Origin of the sequence: Parapedobacter tibetensis, from assembly GCF_024704835.1 — a bacterium.
GTDB classification, from domain to species: Bacteria; Bacteroidota; Bacteroidia; order Sphingobacteriales; family Sphingobacteriaceae; genus Parapedobacter; species Parapedobacter tibetensis.
The window spans coordinates 67,522-87,800 of the sequence record NZ_JAMXBE010000016.1 but is presented as its reverse complement, the minus strand read 5'-3'; the positions used below and the strand labels follow the sequence as shown (position 1 = coordinate 87,800).

Here is a 20,279-nt window from a genome sequence, read left to right as displayed (position 1 = left end):
TTATCAAGCTTTTCTCGCAATATTTTTAAAGGCGGGAGACACGGGTTAAGCAAAACTTATCTACGTTGACTAAATCCCATCACACGTATTGCCTTGCCTTAATTTCTAAATATTTGTTAATCGTATTGACGGTAAGATCCTCAGGAGGTGTAAGGATGGTTTGAATCCCATGCATGTTAAGTTCACGTACGAGCTGCTTTTTCTCGTATGCAAATTTGGAGGCGACGGTATGCAGATAAATTTCCTCTACGTCGTTTGCTGCTTTACCACCCAGTGTACCCAATTCCGTGTTTTCAAAGAAAACCACGATTAATGCATGGAATCGAGCTATTTTCCGGAGAAAAGGGAATTGCCTCTTCATACCGGACAGACTTTCGTAATTCGTAAAAAATACCAATAGGCTACGCTGTTTGATGGTTTGTCTGATGGTTGTATAGAGCAATTCCATATCGGTTTCCAAATAACGGGTTTTCTCCTTGTATAGCACCTCCATGATACGGTTGAGCTGTCCGGTTTTCCGATCTGCGAGCACGACCGCTCCCTTCCTATCGGATATGGTAATAAGCCCCGCCTTATCTTCCTTGAGCATCACCACCTTTGATAAGGCCAGGCTTGCGTTGATGGCATAATCCAGCAGGCTCAGTTGATTAAACGGCATACGCATTACACGCGACTTATCTATGACGCAATAGATATGCTGCGACCGCTCATCTGTATACGTATTGATCATCAAATGCCCTTGCCGGGCTGTGGCCTTCCAGTTAAGTGTCCGGTAATCATCGCCTGGCACATAGTTCTTGATTTGGTCAAACTCCATGCTATGCCCAATCCGTCGCATTTTTTTTACACCATAATCGCTCAGTCGGTTGGATATGGCCATCATTTCGTATTTCTTTAGCTGGATGAAGGATGGATAAACGGGTAATGTATCAGATTTGCCTACATTGTATCGCCGCTGTACCAAGGCGATGGGTGATTGCACATATAACCGGATGATCCCAAATGCATACTCCCCACGTTTAACGGGCCTCAGTTGATAGGTTATCGTTTTCCGCTCTCCCACCGCTAATTCCGTATCAAACCATACATTCCGGCGTTGGAATTGCACAGGCACTTCATCAATCATTCCCACTTTAATCTGGAAGCCATAGCGGTTTTCTATATAGATGCCGATTTCATTATCATCCCCATTGCTTAGTCGTTCTGGGGCTTGCCGATGCGCATATACTCCATTTTTGTTATGATAAAGGATGAAAATATCGATAAGCAGCAAGGCTAATAATACATAGAAACAAATTATTGGGAGTACCTCGATGGCAGGAAAGAAAAATGCAAGTAAATATAATATGGAAACCGTACCCAATGCTACAAACAGTCGGCTTGTGAGGAATAAATCAAGATAAAAATTACGAAAGAATTTCTTCACTGCTTACTAACTTTCGGACTTTCCAACTTACTGACTTTCCAACTGGTTCACACAAAGGTCGCAAAGGCGCTGGCGCTTACCGCGCAAAGCTTTCTTGACGCCGTTGGACTTACTGACTTTCGGACTTCCAACTTCACCACCTGCCACTGGCTCCGCCGCCGCCGAAACCGCCGCCGCCAAATCCACCGAAACCACCTCCGCTACCACCGAATCCGCCACTTCCTCCGCCGAAACCACCTCCACCACGGCCCATGCCACTGAGTAATGTCCACCACAACAGGTCTGACGCCCCTCTGCCATCCATCACTTTGCCGCCACCGCGGCCACCACCACCCCGCCCAAATAGGCTAAGAACCACCACAATAATGATAAAAATGAATATGAGGGAACCAAATCCCCTACCCTTGCTTTCCTTCTTTGGTGGAGCTGTATATTCCCCTTTGGTATACGCCATCAGCGCATCCGTAGCCCGGTCAATTCCTGCGAAATAATCCCCTTGCCGGAAGGCAGGTTTGATTTCGTTTTCGATAATGCGGTAAGCAATGGCATCGGGCACTGCGCCTTCCACGCCATATCCGGTCTGTATGGTTACCGCGCGGTCACCCAAAGCCACTAGCAATAGGATGCCATTGTCGTGCTCCTTTCCTCCAATACCCCATTTCTGCGCTAGCCGCGTACCATAGTCTGCAATGTCATGACCCTCCGTCGACTGCATCACCACCACTGCTATTTGGGTGGATGTACTATCGTCAAACGCCACCAGTTTCCGCTCCAGCTGTTCTACCTGTGCCGCTCCCAATGTCTTGGTATAATCGTTGACAAGCTTATTGGGCTGTGCCGGAAAGTCTTGCCCGAACACTGTACCACTTAATAGCACAAATAGCGTTAAAAAATGAATAAGTCTAAGTCTCATTGTTTTCCTTCTGCCCATTTTTCCCTTCATTTTACCGCTACTCTTTACCATCCCCAAACGCAATATCATTGGGCAATTCATTGATATCATCATCTTGGCGTGGGAAAAAATGCTGCAGTTGCTCCCCGGCATGGGTAATGCCTTCTATGAGCCCTTGTACTAGATTATTTTGTTTGAAATGTTGTAACATGAGGTCTTTGGTCTCCTCCCAAAAATCAGCTGGTACACGACTATTGATTCCGCTATCGCCTATGACGGCAAATTGGTGATCTTCCACGGCAATGTATAGCAACACACCGTTATGAAGGGCCGTTTTGTCCATTCCCAAACGGCGAAAATACTGGGCCGCTCTGTCCAACACATCAATCTTGCAATGCGCTTCCACTGCCAGGCGGATTTCACCTGACGTGTTGTTTTCAGCCATGTTAATTGCCTGTACAATCCGTTCTTGTTCTTCTTCAGTAAATATTTCCATTTATTAGACGTGAGATTTGGGACATGAGAGCTGATTGCCGACGGCTGATAGCTACCCACTAAAACTGCACTTCCGGTGCTTTCTCAGCTCCTGCTTCTGAGGTGAAATAACCTTTCTGCTTGAAACCAAACATTCCGGCAGTGATGTTATTGGGGAATCGCCTTACCGATGAATTGTATTCCTGTGTGGCTTCGTTAAATGCTCTTCTTTCCGTACTGATCCGGTTTTCCGTTCCTTCCAGTTGTACCTGCAACTCTTGGAAATTCTGTGTGGCTTTCAATTCAGGATAACGCTCCACCGTGACCAGTAAGCGGCCCAGGGATTGCGATAATGCATCCTGTGACTGCTGGAACTGCTGTATGGCCTCCGGGGATAGGTTTTCAGGATCCACGGTGATAGAAGAAGCTTTGGCACGAGCTTCGATGACTTGCGTGAGGGTTTCCTGCTCGAAATTGGCTGCACCTTTCACGGTATTTACCAAGTTTGGGATAAGGTCTGCCCGCCGTTGGTAAGCGTTTTCCACTTGGGCCCATTTGCCTTTTACGTTTTCTTCCAAATTGACCAATGTGTTATATCCGCAAGAACTGAATGATAAAGCGGTGAACAGGCCAACAATAGCGATGACTAATCTTTTCATATTGATTGAAATTAAAATCTATACTGCCACTAATTTAACACTTTGATGGCAAAATCCATACCTTTGTTACGCTTCGGGATAAAAACCCGACATCATTTCATGCAAAAAGAGATTGAATTAAGTATCCCACCAGAGAAAATCACGGACGATGCTTATATTATCCAAAAGGGCGCAACCCAACTGAATGTTGCGCTATCAAGTGTTAAAAGCATAAAAATCCGTAAACGTTCCATCGATGCACGGAGCAGATTAGCCGTGTTCCGCATCCGGGTAGTTTTCTTTATCGATGAAACGCCTGTTCCTGATATTTTCCACTTCCAGCATGCCAATGTTGCAGATGCAATGCCTATTATCATCATCGGTGCTGGCCCGGCAGGTTTGTTTGCGGCCCTGCGCTGCATAGAACGGGGCCTACGCCCCCTTGTTATTGAGCGTGGCAAAAATGTGCAGGAGCGACGTAGGGACTTAGCAACACTAAATAAGGAAGGCATCGTCAATCCAGACTCCAACTATTGCTTTGGTGAGGGTGGTGCGGGCACTTATTCCGATGGGAAGCTGTATACACGATCCAATAAACGGGGGGATATTCAGCGTGTATTGCAACTGCTAGTAGCCCATGGTGCCACTGAGGACATTTTGGTAGATACCCGCCCGCACATTGGCACCAACAAATTACCGCATATCATCCAAGCTATCCGTAATACCATCTTGGAGTACGGCGGTGAAATCCACTTTAACAGCAAGGTGGTAGATATTACGGAGTGTGCCGGACAAGTACAAGGCGTCACACTGGCTTCAGGAGAGCAACTGGCTGCCAACTCCGTCATTGTGGCCACCGGACATTCTGCCCGAGATATCTATGAACTGTTCCACAATAAACGCTGGCATACTGAGGCCAAACCCTTTGCCCTTGGCGTGCGTATTGAGCATCCCCAAGACATCATCGACCAGGCCCAATACCATTGTGATGTACGGAGCGAATACCTTCCTCCTGCTTATTACAGCCTAGTGGAACAGGTAAACGGACGGGGTGTTTTCTCTTTTTGCATGTGTCCAGGTGGAATCATTGCTCCTTGTGCTACAGACAAGGGTGAAGTGGTGGTCAATGGTTGGTCGCCATCCAAGCGCAACAACCCGTATGCCAATTCGGGCACTGTGGTACAAATCAATTTACAGGATGTTTCAGATGTAGCACATTATCCTTTTGCCCTGCTAGATTTCCAGCGTGAAGTGGAGCAACGAGCATGTGTAGTTGGGGGCGGTAAATTGGTGGCTCCTGCACAACGGATGGTAGATTTTGTACAAGGCAACTTGTCTACTTCCTTGCCAGAAAATTCCTACAAGCCGGGCACCAAAAGCGCCTTGTTATCCGACGTGTTACCTCCTTTTGTACACGATGCCTTGCAGCAGGCACTTCCGCTATTTGGCAAAAAAATGAAAGGTTATTATACCAATGAAGCTATTTTGGTAGGGGTGGAATCGCGCACTTCTTCCCCCATTCGGATACCTAGGGATAAAGACACCATGCAGCACCCGCAGGTAAAAGGATTATACCCCTGTGGAGAAGGGGCCGGATATGCCGGAGGCATTGTATCAGCGGCAATTGATGGGATGAACTGTGTGGATCGCATAAAATCCTAAGAGGTTTTGAAAACCTATTAGGTTTTATATCAAACTATCCATTTTCAAGTCCTTGCTCCACCAGATGCTCTACATATTTACGCACGGTAGCATTGGCAAAACGGTTGGTCACATCAAAAGCAAATGCATGGACCAAGAGCACGCGCGCTTGTGCTTCGCTGATGCCCCGCGACCTTAGGTAGAACAATGCCTGATTGTCGAACTGCCCGATGGTACAACCGTGGCTACATTTGACGTCATCCGCAAAAATCTCAAGCTGCGGCTTGGTATATATGGCAGATTTCTCGCCGATGAGCATGTTATTGTTCTGCTGGAATGCATTGGTTTTTTGTGCATCGAGGCGTACAAATATTTTGCCATTGAACACCGCTGTGGACGTGTCTTGTGTAATATTTTTATACCATTCGTAGCTTTCACAGTGCGGTTTGAGGTGGTCTACGACCGTGTGATTGTCTACAAACTGGTTTCCAGCTGTGAGGGTAACGCCATATAAGTGACTTTCAACCTGGCTGTCATCCAACCGAACATTGATGTTATTGCGCACAAAAGCCGATCCTGGAAAACTGCAATTATAATTGTTATAAAGACTATATTTTTTCTGGTAGATTTCTGTGTGATTAATGTAACTACTTTGTTTTCCAGCCAATTGCAAGTAATAATGATGCAGTTTTGCATTTTCATGTACCACGATTTCGCTTACCAGACTGTTCAGGTTATTTGCCGCGTTATCTTCAGTAATAAATGATTCGATTAGCTCTGCCTCCGCATTGGCTTCAATAACATAGAGATTGCGTGTTTGCGTAAACAAAGGCTCCGTGGCAGAGGCTACATGGATAATGTGGATGGGCTTTTCCAGCACGCTATTTTTGGTTACCGTTATAAAAACTCCTGATTTGAATAATGCAGTATTTAACGCCACGAAGGGATTATCCGTCTTATCCGCGTATTCTGCAAAATACTTGGCAAAGGATAACTGGTCAAACGCCTCTTGGATAGGCAGAATATGGAGGCCAGGCACATCGATGCCCGAAGACAACTCGGCATTGAAAATACCATCCACCAACACCACCCTATATGTATCCAAATTAGGAATAGCCGCTTTACCTATAGCCACCTCGGCTTGAGAGGTCGACGTATCCAATAGATAATTTTGACTTATAAGCGGCTGAACATTGGTGTACTTCCAATCCTCATGTTTGACAGTAGGGAATCCCAGCTTTTCAAAACGTTTAAATGCCTGTCCACGAATCTCATCCAATGAATGGGGGCCCTCTTCCGTAGGCATCCGTTCTTCGTAGGCCCTAATCAGTTGTTTGTATAATGAATCAGTAACTTGTGTAATCATTGTTTGTTTGGTCAATCCGCCATTGCTACCTATTTCGGCCAATGCTTCGTCTACCACAGTTGTTGCTTCCTCACGCTCAATGGTGTCTCCCTTATGTTTATATTGCGTTTTCCGCACCAGCTGTCTCTTTAATCCAATCATAGCCCTTTTCCTCCAATTCTAATGCAAGTTCCTTTGTGCCCGAACGGACAATACGGCCATTGTACAAAACATGCACGAAATCGGGCACGATATATTCCAGCAATCGTTGGTAGTGAGTGATGACAATGAATGCATTATCCTTTGAACGCAGTTGGTTTACGCCTCTTGCCACGATACGTAATGCATCAATATCCAATCCAGAATCCGTTTCATCAAGGATGGCCAATTTGGGTTGCAGCATGGCCAACTGGAATATTTCGTTACGTTTTTTCTCGCCGCCAGAGAATCCTTCGTTCAACGAACGGTTGGCCAGCTTGGCCTCGAATTCCACGAGTTTCTGCTTTTCCTTCACCATATTCAAAAAATCCCTAGCTTCCACGGGTGGCAGTCCTTTGTATTCGCGAATTTCGTTGATGGCAGTTTTTAAAAAATTGATATTGGATACTCCTGGGATTTCCACTGGGTATTGGAATGCCAAAAACACACCTTCACGCGCGCGGTCTTCAGGCGATAGTTCCAGCAGATCTCGTCCGTCAAGCAACACCTCCCCTTCGGTCACCTCGTAAGATTCCCTTCCAGCCAAGACATTACCCAATGTACTTTTGCCCGAACCGTTGGGTCCCATGATGGCGTGTACTTCTCCGGCATTTATTTCCAAATCCAACCCTTTAAGGATTTCTTTTCCTTCTACTTCCGCGTGTAATTTTTTTATACTTAACATTGCTTTTGTTATCTCTCAACGCCGTGTAGACGTTATACTGTTCTTCAACTCTATCTATTAATTTTACCCAAGCACTAACACTAACGCCTGAGTATTAACGAAACGCCTACTGACTAAGTACTAATAAGTATTAGACCTACCCCACACTGCCTTCCAATGATATGGCCAGCAATTTCTGTGCTTCCACGGCAAACTCCATGGGCAGTTGATTGAGTACTTCTTTGGCATAACCATTTACGATAAGTCCTACAGCCTTCTCCGGATCGATACCTCTTTGGGTAAGATAAAACAATTGGTCCTCACCGATTTTCGAGGTGGTGGCCTCATGTTCCAATTTGGCAGATTTGTTCCTGTTTTCGATGTATGGGAATGTATGCGCCCCACAACGGTCGCCAATCAAGAGTGAGTCACACTGGGTGAAGTTACGAGAATTTTCGGCTCCAGCCGCTATCTTGACTAGCCCGCGGTAACTATTGTGGCTGTGTCCCGCTGATATCCCTTTGGAAATGATTTTGCTCTTGGTGTTTTTGCCCAAATGGATCATCTTGGTTCCCGTATCGGCGACCTGTCTATTGCGTGTAAGGGCCACAGAATAAAACTCGCCCACAGAATTGTCTCCCTTGAGGATCACCCCAGGGTATTTCCAAGTGATAGCCGAACCTGTCTCTACCTGTGTCCACGAAATTTTACTGTTGTCGCCTTTGCATATACCCCGCTTGGTAACAAAATTGTAAATACCTCCTTTGCCATCCTTATCGCCAGGATACCAGTTTTGTACGGTTGAATATTTGATTTCTGCATCTTTAAGTGCTATCAATTCCACCACGGCGGCATGCAATTGGTTTTCATCACGCATCGGGGCGGTACACCCTTCGAGGTAGCTAACATAGGCCCCCTCATCAGCAATGATCAACGTCCGTTCAAATTGTCCGGTATTCTCAGCATTGATACGGAAATATGTCGAGAGTTCCATGGGACAGCGCACCCCCTTGGGGATATACACAAAGGAACCATCCGAAAATACCGCAGAATTCAACGCAGCATAAATATTGTCTGTTTGTGGCACAACAGAGCCTAGGTATTGTTTTACCAATTCAGGATGTTCCTGTACAGCTTCACCAAACGAGCAAAAAATAACACCTTGCTCTTTCAGTTTCTCACGGAAAGTGGTTTTCACTGATACGCTATCAAATACGGCATCTACGGCTACCACACCTGCCAACACTTTTTGTTCATCCAGTGGGATACCCAATTTCGCAAATGTGGAGAGCAATTCGGGATCCACCTCATCCAAACTATTCAATTTCGGTTTGGCTTTGGGAGCAGCATAGTATGATATATCTTGGAATGATACCGCTGGATGGTCAAAATTCTGCCAAGTGGGCATATCCATCTGGAGGAAATGCCGCAACGCCTTCAGCCGCCATTCCAATAGCCATTCAGGCTCATTCTTTTTGGCAGAAATCATTCGCACTGTATCTTCGGTCAGCCCTATTGGGGCAATATCCATTTCGATATCAGTGGTAAATCCGTATTTGTATTCTTCGAGCGTCAGCTCCTTCAATAATTCATTATCTTTCGTACTCATAACGCTTTCCCCATTTTGATAAACAAGCAGACGGGCAACCGTCAAACTTCAGAAGTGCAAAGTTACGATTTAAGTGGCAATAAATCTTAGTTATTACCTGTTCATTTTACGTTAAACAGGAGAAAATCAAGCTGATTTCGAGGTTTTGAACTTAAAGCCACCGCTTCTCCATATATTTTTACAAATTGGTGATAATGGCTGATAACACGTGCTACCTCTACCTTATTTCAGATTACCACAACCCATTAACGAATAATATGGAAAATAAATTGTATTATTGCCAAATATAATTTGGTAACGGTATCTATACTCATTACAAGGACAATAACATCAAAAGTATGCCATTCCAACCCGATAAAACCGATTTCAAAATCCTGAAATTACTACAGGAAAACGGCAGGATTACCAATCTACAACTGGCGTCAAACATTGGGCTTTCGCCCGCCCCCACCTTGGAGCGTGTACGGAAACTTGAAAATTCGGGCTATATCAAAAGTTATCATGCCTTCGTGGATGAAGAAAAATTGGGACTGGGTATCAAATCATTTATACAGGTTTCGCTCGACTTTCATACTCACAATGCCATCCCCGAGTTTGTGGAAGCTGTGCGGAGCATCAAGGAAGTGACCGAATGCCATCATGTGACCGGGCAATGTGATTTCATGCTCAAGGTATATGTGAAAGACATCAAAGCCTATGAGTCGGTCATCATGGAAAAGATCAGCAAAATACCATATGTGAAAACTTTCCAGACGATGATGATCATGTCTACCAGTAAAAAAGAACCCATTGTGCCAATGGAGTATTAATGCTTAGACCTCCCAGTTGATGGGCTCCAACCCTTGCTTCTCCAAAAACTCATTTACCTTGGAGAAATGCCTGCATCCAAAAAAACCGTTGTTTGCCGAAAATGGTGATGGATGCGCCGCAGTAAGGATATGGTGTTTATGATAGTCAATGATGGCCGCCTTGTTCTTGGCATATCTACCCCACAATAAAAAAACAATACCACTCCTGCGTGCAGACAATTCAGCGATGGCCTTATCCGTAAACGCTTCCCAACCCTTACCTTGGTGCGAACCTGCGGTATGTGCGCGCACGGTCAACGTGGCGTTGAGCAGCAACACTCCCTGATCGGCCCATGAAGTTAAGTCGCCGTGGTTGGGAATTTGGAGTCCGGGAATATCCGCACGTAATTCCAGATACATATTTCGAAGTGAGGGCGGTATGCCCACACCTTGGGGAACGGAGAAGGATAAACCGTGCGCTTGATCCACATTGTGGTAAGGGTCTTGCCCGAGGATAACAACTTTTACCTGATCAAATGGCGTATGATTAAAAGCATTAAAAATGAGGTTGCTAGGGGGATATACGGAATATTGTGCCTTTTCCGTTCGTAAGAACTCTTTGAGTTGCGACATATAAGGCTGCTCAAATTCGGATTCCAATACCGCTTTCCAGCTGCTTTCTAACTGTATGCTCATGTTTCCAAAACTAAGAAAAATTTGTTTTTGCAATTATACACCTATGTACAATTTTGCAGAAAAACAATTTTGTCGATCTCTTCGCTGTTGTTTGGAACAAATTATGCATAGTGGAAAATACATTTTGCAAAATCTACAATAAAACAAGTTGTTTAAGCGCTCAAATAAACGGATATTTGCATAGTTTTTGTTGAAACAGTGTTACAAAAGAAATAGTACATGTCAAATCTTGTTCGAATTATCATATCCTCCCTTTTGTTGGCGGGAACTGTGGCTTTATTCTTTTACGGTGAATGGGGCTGGGGAATACTGGGTATCCTAATTACCATCATTGCATTTGTGACCATATTCTTCAATGAAAATATGCTCGTTGCTCAGTTTTACCTGCGTAAGGAAAACATGAGTAAAGCAGCCAAATGGCTAGGACACATCAGTAACTATGAAAAGCAACTTATCCGCGCACAGCATGGATATTATCATTTGCTTATCGGTTTGATCGAGTCGCAGAAATCACCCATGCAATCCGAAAAATATTTCAAAAAAGCGCTGTCTTTGGGTCTGCATATGGGGCATAACGTAGCGTTGGCTAAGCTTAGCCTCGCGGGTATAGCCATGGCCAAACGAAATAAACGGGAAGCTACCAAATACCTGCAAGAGGCCAAAAAGGCCGATAAAAATAAGCTGTTAGCCGATCAAATCAAAATGATGAAAGACCAAATGGGCTTGATGGATCGGCAACAAATTCGGTACAGGTAGATTAGGCGTTTATCAGTTGCTCAAGTAAGCATCTAAAAACCGGCCACTTTCTGTGCTGTCTTCGAACACGATTTTCACTACTTGGATAAAAGCTGCTGTCGATGAAATGTTTTCAGCGGTAACCACCAACTTTACAGGAGCGTCAGGCTGCAAGAGGTAATGCAGGTAGTTTTGCTTATCTTCAAACCGCATCAACACACGGCCCAGCGCCATTGTCGAAAAATAATAGGCGTTCCGGTCATCATCCACCAACTGCGTCCCATAAATGTTGATTTTAAGTTCACGCGGATTTTCCTTAAGGCTGGTCAGCAGTAGTGTTGCCGTAGCCGTATTGGTCGCCGAATCGATATGGAATTGCTCCGTTTCAAACTGGATATCATCCACAACAACAACACTGGAATCCTTGGCAGCGGGTTCTAGGTTGCTGTTTTGTGCGAAAACAAGGGTAACCGATGGAAGCGATAATGCCAGTATTAATAATGTGGTCTTCATCATATATGATTTGAAATAAACAACCGCCGTCACGATATGATCACCTCAACCGATCGGCCGACTTAATTAATTTTTCATCCCTACGAATACCGCCAATAGCCATAAGCATAAATATAATGCTTATTGGCAACAGGAAAAAGCCTACACCGATGTTTCGGGCAGAAAGGAATTGCTTAGCTTCGATCAATGCCGCGCTTGATAAGGTGTACAACCAAAAACCAAATAAGACAATGAGCACAATTTCCAAGACAATCAGTTGGATTTGTAACTTGCGATTACGGAATTTGAAGATGATATATAAAGGAAATGCACCCAACAACACCGTGGCAACGGTTTGTAAAATGAAAAATTTCTCCCTAACGGCTTGCCCCTCTAGACCATAATACGCTCCTTTCACATATAGCGCTTTGCCCATACCGCCAATATCCGAATATTGCAGATAAGGGAAAAGGAATAAAGCAAAGATCATAACTGAAGCCAAAATCAACCAAATACTCTGGATGCGTTGTATCATAGGGATATATAATTATTAATAGGGCAAATATAGGGCTTTATGTGCCTTTGGGATATGCTTTTTTTGTTTTTTTACTATTGGCTATCAGCAATCGGCTTCCAGCCATCAGCTCCCAGACCATCATCAACCATTAACCACCCGCCATTAACCATTATCCATAACCAAATTTCATACCTTTGCATCCGTGGAAACAACAAGCAGGCGGTTTTTTATCGAAATAGCCTTCAACGGCGGCAGCTACCATGGTTGGCAAATCCAACGGAACGCCGTGACCGTGCAAGAAGTGCTTGACAAGGCGTTGAGCGTCGTTTGGCACCAATTGATCACCACAGTAGGATGTGGCCGAACGGATACGGGTGTGCATGCAAAGCAACTATATGCACATTTCGATGTTATGGATGATGGTCCTTTTGACCAACCCGATAAGGCCTTGCATAGCCTCAATGCGCTGCTTCCCTCTGATATCGCGGTCAAGCGGTTCATCGCTGTGGCACCCGATGCCCATGCTAGGTTCGATGCCGTGAACCGTTCCTATGAATATCATATGCATTTTCGGAAAGACCCATTCCTCCATGGTTTTTCATGGCGGCTCCGCGACGTCCCAGATGTGGAGGCCATGAACAAGGCGGCTAAAATCTTGCTGGAATATGAAGATTTTTCCTGTTTCAGCAAATCAAATACCCAAGTATACACCAATATTTGTCGCATCACACAGGCAGTATGGCAGTGGGAGGATGATGGGCGGTTGGTTTTCCGCATTTCGGCCAACCGCTTTTTACGCAACATGGTTAGGGCCATCGTGGGCACACTAATGGAAATCGGGCGAGGCGAAAAGCCATCCGATTATATACACACCGTCATCTCAAGTAAGGATCGTTCGGTGGCCGGCGCTTCTGTACCTGCATGCGGCCTGTACCTTACTGAAGTGGTCTATCCTTATTTTTAAGGTTGTCTTAATGATGGGAGCGCCTTCAGCAAGAAAGCATTACTTCTCATTGCCACCTCCTTGCATTCCGTTTAAGTCAAATTACCTAAATTTGGGCATTAATTCAGCGCAACATGAATACACTTCCATTTATTCGGATCATGATCCTAGCTGCATTGCCTGTTTTTTTTGCCTGCCGGGAATCACCCCGTGAGCAGACCAAAGCCACGGCGCAAATCCGCTATGCCTACACACCTAAATATGGCACACTACGAATAGCCAGTGATGTAAACAACCCAGAAATTACCGCGATCAAGCTTTTCAATGACAAACGTACTGATTCATTGACCGCTGTCGAAACGGAAAACGGTGCTTTCATGCTCGTTGTAGACGAATTGCCTTTCCACGAGGTCTACTTCCTGGAAATCAGCGGTAAATCTACGCGGAAAGGCACCAATGGGTTGAGCTGGACCGAACATATTCCGATATGTTTCGAAGGGCAGGCTGACCTAAGCCTAGAACATCGCTTCTTTGATCATCCTGGTTCCATCAGCAAGGTTGAATTTTCCATTGCCGGAGGTGGTGAAGAACAGCAGTTGTTGAATGAATGGCAAGAAGCTCTCAACCACAAACAGGCTGACGTTGAAGGCCAAGTGGTTGGTTTCGGGCAGCTGTCTGCCTCACCTGATCAAGATGCAGAAGGCATTGACATAACCCAACAATTTTTACAACAAAAGAAGCCGTTAGTTGCCTCGCTCTTTTTAGCCTACACTACCAACGACCACCGGAGGCATACTGCGGATTACCTGGATCTGTACATGTCATTACCGCCCCAATCCCAACATACAAAATACGGAATCGACCTCATCCAACGGTTAGACCGAATCAGGGCACCTATACAGCACTTAAACCCCTACACGCAGGTAGTGGCTGTGGACCATGGGTTAAAACCCGTTAATTGGGAAGCTTTTAATGCCCACAAGTATCTTTTATTATCCTTTTGGAAGAGCACGGATAAAACATCGCATGCCAACATGAAACAGATCGTAGAAAAGTTACCACAACTTGAACAGCAGGGAACTGCCGTTGTATATTTATCATTGGACAACAAATTCAGCCGGTGGAAATCCGCAAGTGAAGCAATGAATTTGAAACACAGCTACAAATTGCGAAATGGAGTGCAGCAAAAATTAATTGATTCGCTTTACTTGACAGAGCTCCCCCGCTACATACTCATCCAACCTGATGGAGCGGTGGTTGATGCAGATGTGTCTGTTGAAGAGCTCCCCAAACTCCTGAAGCTCGTGGAGTAACTAGGGTTTGACAAACCGATGAACTTAGATACCATGCAAAATCGTATTTTTGCATCCGGCTAATTTATTTTGGTCAAAAAAAGCAGTTTAAATTGAGCAATCCCCAGGTAACCGGCAAAACATATGATGCACACCTGCTCCGCAGGATGATGCGGTACGTACGACCCTATCGGGCCATTTTCATTGTTTCCGTACTACTTACCATCATCATGGCCGGTGCTGCCCCGGCCCTACCCATGCTCACCGAGTATACACTCGATAAATTTATTCTCCAAAATGATACAGCTGGCCTTCGGATCATGCTGCTATTGATGTTAGGCCTATTGCTGCTGCAAACTGTTATCCGATATTTTCACACGTTGATGACCAGTACCCTCGGGCAATCCGTTATTCGAGATTTACGTATCGATGTGTTCAACCACATCACCAGCCTTCGTCTCAAATATTTTGACCATACCCCGATAGGCCGGCTCATCACCCGCACCGTTTCGGATTTGGAAACCATTGCCAATATCTTCTCCGAGGGACTTATCCAGCTAATCGGGGATATTCTCCAATTGGTGGTTATCCTCGGCGTGATGTTTTACACGGATTGGAAGCTTACGCTTATCGTATTAATTCCAATGCCCTTGATGATTGGCGCCACATACATTTTCAAGGAAGCCATGAAATCGGCTTTCCAGGACGTGCGCAAATGGGTTGCCAATTTGAACACCTTCTTGCAAGAACATATTTCTGGCATCAGCATCATCCAGTATTTTGCCCGAGAAGCACAGGAAATGCGCAAGTTTAAAGCAGCGAATGCTGAACATCGCAATGCGCATATACGAGCCAATTGGTATTTCTCCATTTTTTTTCCTGTCATTGAAATCATCATGGCCATTGCATTGGGGCTATTGGTATGGTATGGTTCAAAATTGGTATTAGCCGGGGAAATATCGCCCGGCGTCATTGTCGCCTTCATCATGTACATCAACATGATCTTCCGGCCTATCCGGGAATTGGTGGATAAATTCAATACGCTGCAAATGGGCATGGTGAGTGCTGAACGTATCTTTGCCGTACTGGATACCGATGAGAAAACACCGAATAAGGGGACGAAGCAACCCAGCCGTATCCAAGGGGAGATTACCTTTGATCATGTTTGGTTTGCGTATGACGAAGATAAGTGGGTGTTGAAGGATATCAACTTCAAAGTAAACCCCGGCGAGACATTAGCTTTGGTAGGCGCCACGGGGGCTGGTAAATCTTCTACAATCAATATCCTTAGCCGCTTTTATGAGGTCAATCGCGGATCGATACTGTTGGACGGTTTAGCTATTCGCGAATACGAGCTTAACTATTTACGCCGTACCATCGCTACGGTGTTGCAAGATGTGTTTCTATTCTCTGATTCTGTGGCCAGCAACATTAGCCTCAATGATCCAACGATTACCCGGGAACAAATCGTAGAAGCCTCACAGCAGGTGGGGGCACACGAATTTATCATGCGGTTGCCGGGGGGATATGATTATAAGGTGCAAGAGCGCGGGGCTACCCTCTCCTCCGGACAGGCGCAGCTCATCTCCTTCATCCGGGCCTTAGTGCATAATCCGAGAATATTGGTGCTGGATGAAGCCACCTCATCAGTAGACACCGAATCTGAGGAACTTATCCAGCAAGCCATTGATACCCTGATGAAAGGACGCACCTCCATCGTCATTGCCCACAGGCTTTCCACCATCCAAAAGGCCGATAAAATCATCGTGCTCGATAAAGGCGAGATGAAAGAAATGGGCTCACATCAAGAGTTGCTACGTATGGATGGCTACTATAAGCGGCTTTACGACCTGCAATATCATTCGGCAGGTATCTAGTCCTTCAGTGTTTTAAATTTCTCCCAGGCATTCACCCGGTATTTTAGTTGACATCATTGTTTTTTGTTTGCCTCCCATTTACGGCACCGAAGTCCGTAATCGGAAAGTCGCTTTGCGGGAAATTATACACTTTAATCGCGGGCATCGAAAAGGCGGCATCCACACGAACGGTATTGTAACGGCTGACGCTGTCCTCAGCGTAGACAGCTACCGATCCGCTTTCGCTCAATTTATAAACCTCCGTACCGGCTAGCAGAAAACAGCCTAAACCATAATCCTCAAAGTCCGGTTGGCTTGAATAGGTCACGGGCTGCCCGTCTTTAGGTTCCTTACCAGTTCCTTGCACATAGCCCAGGAAACCGCTTTCATGCAAAGCTTCGCCCGCTAGTGCATTCCAAGCTTTGGTGATAACCGGCAAATATACATCCACATCCACCAATCCCTTATTTAATGCCCACGCCATCCCATACGCGAAAAGCGCCGTGCCTGTTGTTTCCTTTCCGCCGAAGTGGTTGGGATCATGCAGGCTCACATTCCAGAACCCATCCTGGCGCTGCAACGGAATTAACGCTGCAAGCATGTCTTTCAGATCCTGCCGGTACTCTGCGTAATGCGGGTCTGCTTCGGGCAATTCTTCCAATACACGCACCAAAGCGGCAACCACCCAGCCATTTCCGCGCGACCAATAGCAATCTTCCCCGTTGGGTTCCCGGTGGGGGGGTACGAAATCCTTATCCCGCCACCATAGCTTGTCTTCCGGATTGTAAAGGCCGTTGCCGCCCTCCCGGTATTTGGCGTGGCTATACAGCTCATACATCTTATCGAAATAGCGCGTATCTTCGAGTGTTACACCAAGCTTGGTAAAAACGGGCATCGCCATCTGGATGGCATCGATCCAATTCCAGTCGTCCGCCCGTTCATTTTCCACCATCCGGTCAACATTATCTTTGATATTACGAACGTAATCAGGATTCTTATCTATTCGATAGAGATCGATATACGTCTGGCCGCAGCACTGGTTATCGGCATCGCGAGTCACCGACTGGTAAGCAGTTTCCCAATTATGTTTGTTTCCCCATTGCACAGCATATTCGTAATACCGTCTGTTCTCATCTATTGTGTATAAGGCCATTAACCCTTCGTAATAGACGGCCCGGGTCCAGATATTGGCCGGACGGTCCTTATTGGTGACGATGCGTTTGCCAGCATCGGGCCATTTGTCCATGAAATAATCATTCACCCGCCTAAGTTGTTGCAGCACCTGCTCTTTCTTGGGCAGTTGGTCGCCGTCAAAAGGTAGACCAGACGTAACGATCACAGGTTTCGGTGTTGGTGGCAGGTCCTCACCTATGTAAAATCCGGTGTGCGGGGGCTGGTTATACCCCACGTTTTGCCATGCTGCGCTTAACCGATACTGTGGATCATGCATTAGGGTGTGCAGTCGGTGTGGCGTCGGAATCGTCGTGGAATAAATGCGCAGGGATCGGTGGTCTGCCGTGGGAAAGATCACTTCTTCCCGCCAATCGCCAAAGATATCTGCGCTGAGTACCGGTGTAGATTTGGTTCCGTTTATGGATACACACCCGTCGGCGGTAAAAATCGGTCCCTGCCTGTATTTGTCAATGGTGATGCCATTAAGTAATTCTCTTGTGAGGTCACCATCCCACCAGATTAGAAAATTCACGGAACTTGGCATGGGGCCTATCCGTTCACCTTTTGTGTTTAACAGTCCGCCTGAGCCTAAATACCAGAGCTCGGCACCCGGATTATCTCCGTCAATGTTCGCCCCGACGCCCCGCCCTACATCCTGGCCGTACGCGCCCTGCCAAAGCGCCTCTCCGGTACGTGCGTCGCGAAGTGCGGCACCCGGACTATTTACCGGAGGGTTTTCATGGATGGTAAAGATCTCCAGTCCGGGACGCGAGGGCACCAGGTTACCCAAGTGCTGGGCATCCCCATGCCCCCAACCTGTAGTATACAGTGGTTTGCCATCATCATCGATTGCCATCGCTCCGTAAATAACCTCATCTTTGCCATCTTCGTCCACATCGGCAATGCTCAAGTTATGGAATCCTTGCGCGGAATAAGGATTGTTGCCATCTTTTGAGTCGAACACCCAACGCGATGTCAGTTTACCATCTCTGAAGTCCCATGCTGCGATGACCGAACGGACATAGTATCCCCTGCACATCAACAAACTGGGCAGGTGGCCATCCAAGTAAGCAATGGCGGCCAAAAACCGATCTGACCGATTTCCTCGGTTGTCGGTACGCCTAGGCGTACCCCACCCGTCCACGGGTTCCCTGGTGGGTATATAGTCTGCCGTAGCCAGCGCTTTGCCGGTTTGGCCTTCGAATACCGTGAGGAATTCAGGGCCATCCAATATACGCCCTTGCTCATTGCGCCAGTCTTTCGTGCGGTCACCGATTACATTGCCGACACCGTCAACGGTTCCATCCGCTGTTTTGCAAGCGATTTCGGCTTTCCCATCCCCATCGAGATCATATACCATAAACTGGGTGTAGTGTGCTCCCTCGCGGATGTTTTTACCCAGCTGAATGCGCCACAGAAACTAGTAAACCAACTACTGGATATCCGGCGAATCGAAACAGGCAACGAGCGGCTGACCCTTGAAAACAGGGATATAGTCCGGTTCGTCGCCGATACGGTTGACACGTTCCAACAACTGGCGCGGCTGAAGAACATCCATCTCGAAACAAACTTCAGTTTCGCTTCGATGTGGATCAGTTTCGACGCAGACAAAATCGAAAAAGTACTAAATAACCTACTTTCAAATGCTTTGAAGTTTACCAATGATGGCGGGCAAGTCGAGGTTGGCCTGCGTGTAGAAGACAATCACATCCCCGGGTTTGTTGTTATCGAAGTAGTAGACAATGGCCGCGGCATTGCTGCAGGCGATATGGACCATATCTTCAAACCGTTCCAGCAGAGCAGTTTCAACAACGCCGGTGGTACCGGCCTGGGCTTGGCCTATAGCAGGTCGTTGGTTGAGCTCTATGGCGGCGCCATTGCCGTAACGAGCACTACCGGAAAGGGCTGCGCAAACCGCACGGCATTTACAGTCAAAATCCCCAAGGCACTGCAGGCACCTAGCGAACAACCGAATGCAGCTGCCCTCCCTGCGACTGACGCCACAATCACCGGAGCAGAAAAGCACTACGAACACCACCCTATCCAAACTATCAACGGTAAAAATCTACGCAAGCGCTTTACCCTGCTACTCGTCGAGGACAATCCCGAAATGCGGGAATACCTCCGAGACTGTTTTTCCAAGCAATACCAAGTTCTCATCGCGTCAAACGGCGTGGTAGGGTTAGCGGCGGCAATCAAACATACACCAGACTTGATTGTCAGCGATGTGATGATGCCCGAGATGGATGGGATTACCCTTTGCAGCAAGTTAAAAGCGGACGTCCTCACCAGCCATATCCCCATCATCCTTCTTACCGCAAGGACACCTATTGAGTATGAAATGGAAGGCATTAAGACCGGGGCCGATGATTATATTATTAAACCTTTTAATTTGGAGTTACTGTCATTAAAAATCAAGAATCTACTGCTTAACCGTACTCGATTACAGGAGAAATTCAAGGCCAACATCACCATTGAGCCTTCCAAGATAGACCCCATTTCGCCGGACGAAAAACTGCTCAAGAAAGTACTTGGCTATGTGGAAGAACGAATTGATGATTCCGGATTGAACGTGGACGAGATATGCACCAGCATCGGCTTAAGCCGTACCCAGCTTTACCGCAAAATGAAGGCCCTTACGGGCTCAAGCATCGCCGATATCATTAAGGAAATACGGCTTAACCGTGCGAAGCAATTGCTCAAAGACAATAAATTCAATGTGAACGAGATCGCATACATGGTGGGTTTTACGGACACCGATTATTTCCGAAAATGCTTCAAGACCAAATTCGGTTACTCACCATCCAAATATACCAAAAAATACGAAGAAGCTTAAGATCGTCGTGGGATGCTAATGTTTATCGATGCTCACCGCAAAAATGAGCCCGCCTTGGAGATTC

The 20,279-nt window shown here is 46.3% G+C and carries 18 protein-coding genes; 7 read left to right on the top strand and 11 right to left on the bottom strand.

The window, feature by feature from the left end:
* Positions 1-79: 79 nt before the first annotated feature.
* The 4 genes from NF543_RS21090 to NF543_RS21075 all read right to left on the bottom strand — a co-directional run bounded on the left by NF543_RS21090 (position 80) and on the right by NF543_RS21075 (position 3,451).
* Entirely contained in the window at positions 80-1,426 is a 1,347-nt protein-coding gene (locus NF543_RS21090; RefSeq protein ID WP_257670178.1) for a DUF58 domain-containing protein, read from the bottom strand.
* A 133-nt stretch (positions 1,427-1,559) separates the two neighbouring features.
* On the bottom strand, positions 1,560-2,339 hold the full coding sequence (locus tag NF543_RS21085; RefSeq protein ID WP_257670177.1) for a TPM domain-containing protein: 780 nt from the start codon (positions 2,337-2,339) through the stop codon (positions 1,560-1,562).
* Between the two features lie 37 nt (positions 2,340-2,376).
* Positions 2,377-2,814 carry a TPM domain-containing protein gene (locus tag NF543_RS21080; RefSeq protein ID WP_257670176.1) on the bottom strand — a complete coding sequence of 146 codons (438 nt, stop codon included), beginning with the start codon at positions 2,812-2,814 and terminating at the stop codon, positions 2,377-2,379.
* 58 nt (positions 2,815-2,872) lie between these two features.
* Positions 2,873-3,451: a LemA family protein gene (locus NF543_RS21075; protein WP_257670175.1), complete on the bottom strand. Its 579-nt coding sequence runs from the start codon at positions 3,449-3,451 to the stop codon at positions 2,873-2,875.
* Between the two features lie 99 nt (positions 3,452-3,550).
* Here NF543_RS21075 and NF543_RS21070 point away from each other — a divergent pair, with 99 nt between their 5' ends.
* Positions 3,551-5,092: an NAD(P)/FAD-dependent oxidoreductase gene (locus NF543_RS21070; RefSeq protein ID WP_257670174.1), complete on the top strand. Its 1,542-nt coding sequence runs from the start codon at positions 3,551-3,553 to the stop codon at positions 5,090-5,092.
* A 34-nt stretch (positions 5,093-5,126) separates the two neighbouring features.
* Here NF543_RS21070 and sufD read toward each other — a convergent pair whose 3' ends face one another.
* The 3 genes from sufD to sufB form a co-directional block, all read right to left on the bottom strand.
* Positions 5,127-6,578, bottom strand: a complete 1,452-nt coding sequence (gene sufD / locus NF543_RS21065; protein WP_257670173.1) for a Fe-S cluster assembly protein SufD — start codon at positions 6,576-6,578, stop codon at positions 5,127-5,129.
* Positions 6,535-7,299: a Fe-S cluster assembly ATPase SufC gene (gene sufC / locus NF543_RS21060; protein ID WP_257670172.1), complete on the bottom strand. Its 765-nt coding sequence runs from the start codon at positions 7,297-7,299 to the stop codon at positions 6,535-6,537. The genes sufD and sufC overlap by 44 nt, the downstream gene beginning before the upstream one ends.
* Positions 7,300-7,435: 136 nt before the next feature.
* Positions 7,436-8,887 (bottom strand): Fe-S cluster assembly protein SufB, encoded by a 1,452-nt coding sequence (gene sufB / locus NF543_RS21055; RefSeq protein ID WP_257670171.1) that lies wholly within the window; start codon positions 8,885-8,887, stop codon positions 7,436-7,438.
* Between the two features lie 338 nt (positions 8,888-9,225).
* Between sufB and NF543_RS21050 the strand changes: the two genes are divergently transcribed.
* Positions 9,226-9,696 carry an Lrp/AsnC family transcriptional regulator gene (locus NF543_RS21050; RefSeq protein WP_257670170.1) on the top strand — a complete coding sequence of 157 codons (471 nt, stop codon included), beginning with the start codon at positions 9,226-9,228 and terminating at the stop codon, positions 9,694-9,696.
* Between the two features lie 3 nt (positions 9,697-9,699).
* On the opposite strand, the gene ung is transcribed toward NF543_RS21050, so the two are convergent.
* The gene (gene ung, locus NF543_RS21045; protein WP_257670169.1) at positions 9,700-10,371 is read right to left on the bottom strand and encodes a uracil-DNA glycosylase; all 672 of its coding nucleotides are present in this window, start codon (positions 10,369-10,371) and stop codon (positions 9,700-9,702) included.
* Between the two features lie 219 nt (positions 10,372-10,590).
* Here ung and NF543_RS21040 point away from each other — a divergent pair, with 219 nt between their 5' ends.
* Complete coding sequence (locus tag NF543_RS21040) at positions 10,591-11,127, top strand: DUF2892 domain-containing protein (protein ID WP_257670168.1); 537 nt, start codon at positions 10,591-10,593, stop codon at positions 11,125-11,127.
* Between the two features lie 12 nt (positions 11,128-11,139).
* On the opposite strand, the gene NF543_RS21035 is transcribed toward NF543_RS21040, so the two are convergent.
* Both NF543_RS21035 and NF543_RS21030 read right to left on the bottom strand, forming a co-directional pair.
* The gene (locus NF543_RS21035; RefSeq protein ID WP_257670167.1) at positions 11,140-11,619 is read right to left on the bottom strand and encodes a type 2 periplasmic-binding domain-containing protein; all 480 of its coding nucleotides are present in this window, start codon (positions 11,617-11,619) and stop codon (positions 11,140-11,142) included.
* A 40-nt stretch (positions 11,620-11,659) separates the two neighbouring features.
* Complete coding sequence (locus tag NF543_RS21030) at positions 11,660-12,133, bottom strand: DUF4293 domain-containing protein (protein WP_257670166.1); 474 nt, start codon at positions 12,131-12,133, stop codon at positions 11,660-11,662.
* A gap of 184 nt (positions 12,134-12,317) precedes the next feature.
* On the opposite strand from NF543_RS21030, the gene truA reads away from it, so the two are divergent.
* The 3 genes from truA (at position 12,318) to NF543_RS21015 (ending at position 16,227) form a co-directional block, all read left to right on the top strand.
* Positions 12,318-13,079, top strand: a complete 762-nt coding sequence (gene truA / locus NF543_RS21025) for a tRNA pseudouridine(38-40) synthase TruA (RefSeq protein WP_257670165.1) — start codon at positions 12,318-12,320, stop codon at positions 13,077-13,079.
* Between the two features lie 113 nt (positions 13,080-13,192).
* On the top strand, positions 13,193-14,371 hold the full coding sequence (locus NF543_RS21020) for a thioredoxin family protein (RefSeq protein WP_257670164.1): 1,179 nt from the start codon (positions 13,193-13,195) through the stop codon (positions 14,369-14,371).
* Positions 14,372-14,517: 146 nt separating this feature from the next.
* Entirely contained in the window at positions 14,518-16,227 is a 1,710-nt protein-coding gene (locus NF543_RS21015) for an ABC transporter ATP-binding protein (RefSeq protein WP_373275022.1), read from the top strand.
* A 43-nt stretch (positions 16,228-16,270) separates the two neighbouring features.
* Here the strand turns inward: NF543_RS21015 and NF543_RS25430 are convergent, their stop codons facing one another.
* Positions 16,271-18,739, bottom strand: coding sequence for a rhamnogalacturonan lyase family protein (locus NF543_RS25430; protein ID WP_308379259.1), 2,469 nt, complete (start codon positions 18,737-18,739; stop codon positions 16,271-16,273).
* A gap of 12 nt (positions 18,740-18,751) precedes the next feature.
* Here NF543_RS25430 and NF543_RS21000 point away from each other — a divergent pair, with 12 nt between their 5' ends.
* Positions 18,752-20,215: a hybrid sensor histidine kinase/response regulator transcription factor gene (locus NF543_RS21000; protein ID WP_308379258.1), complete on the top strand. Its 1,464-nt coding sequence runs from the start codon at positions 18,752-18,754 to the stop codon at positions 20,213-20,215.
* The last annotated feature ends 64 nt before the right edge of the window (positions 20,216-20,279 follow it).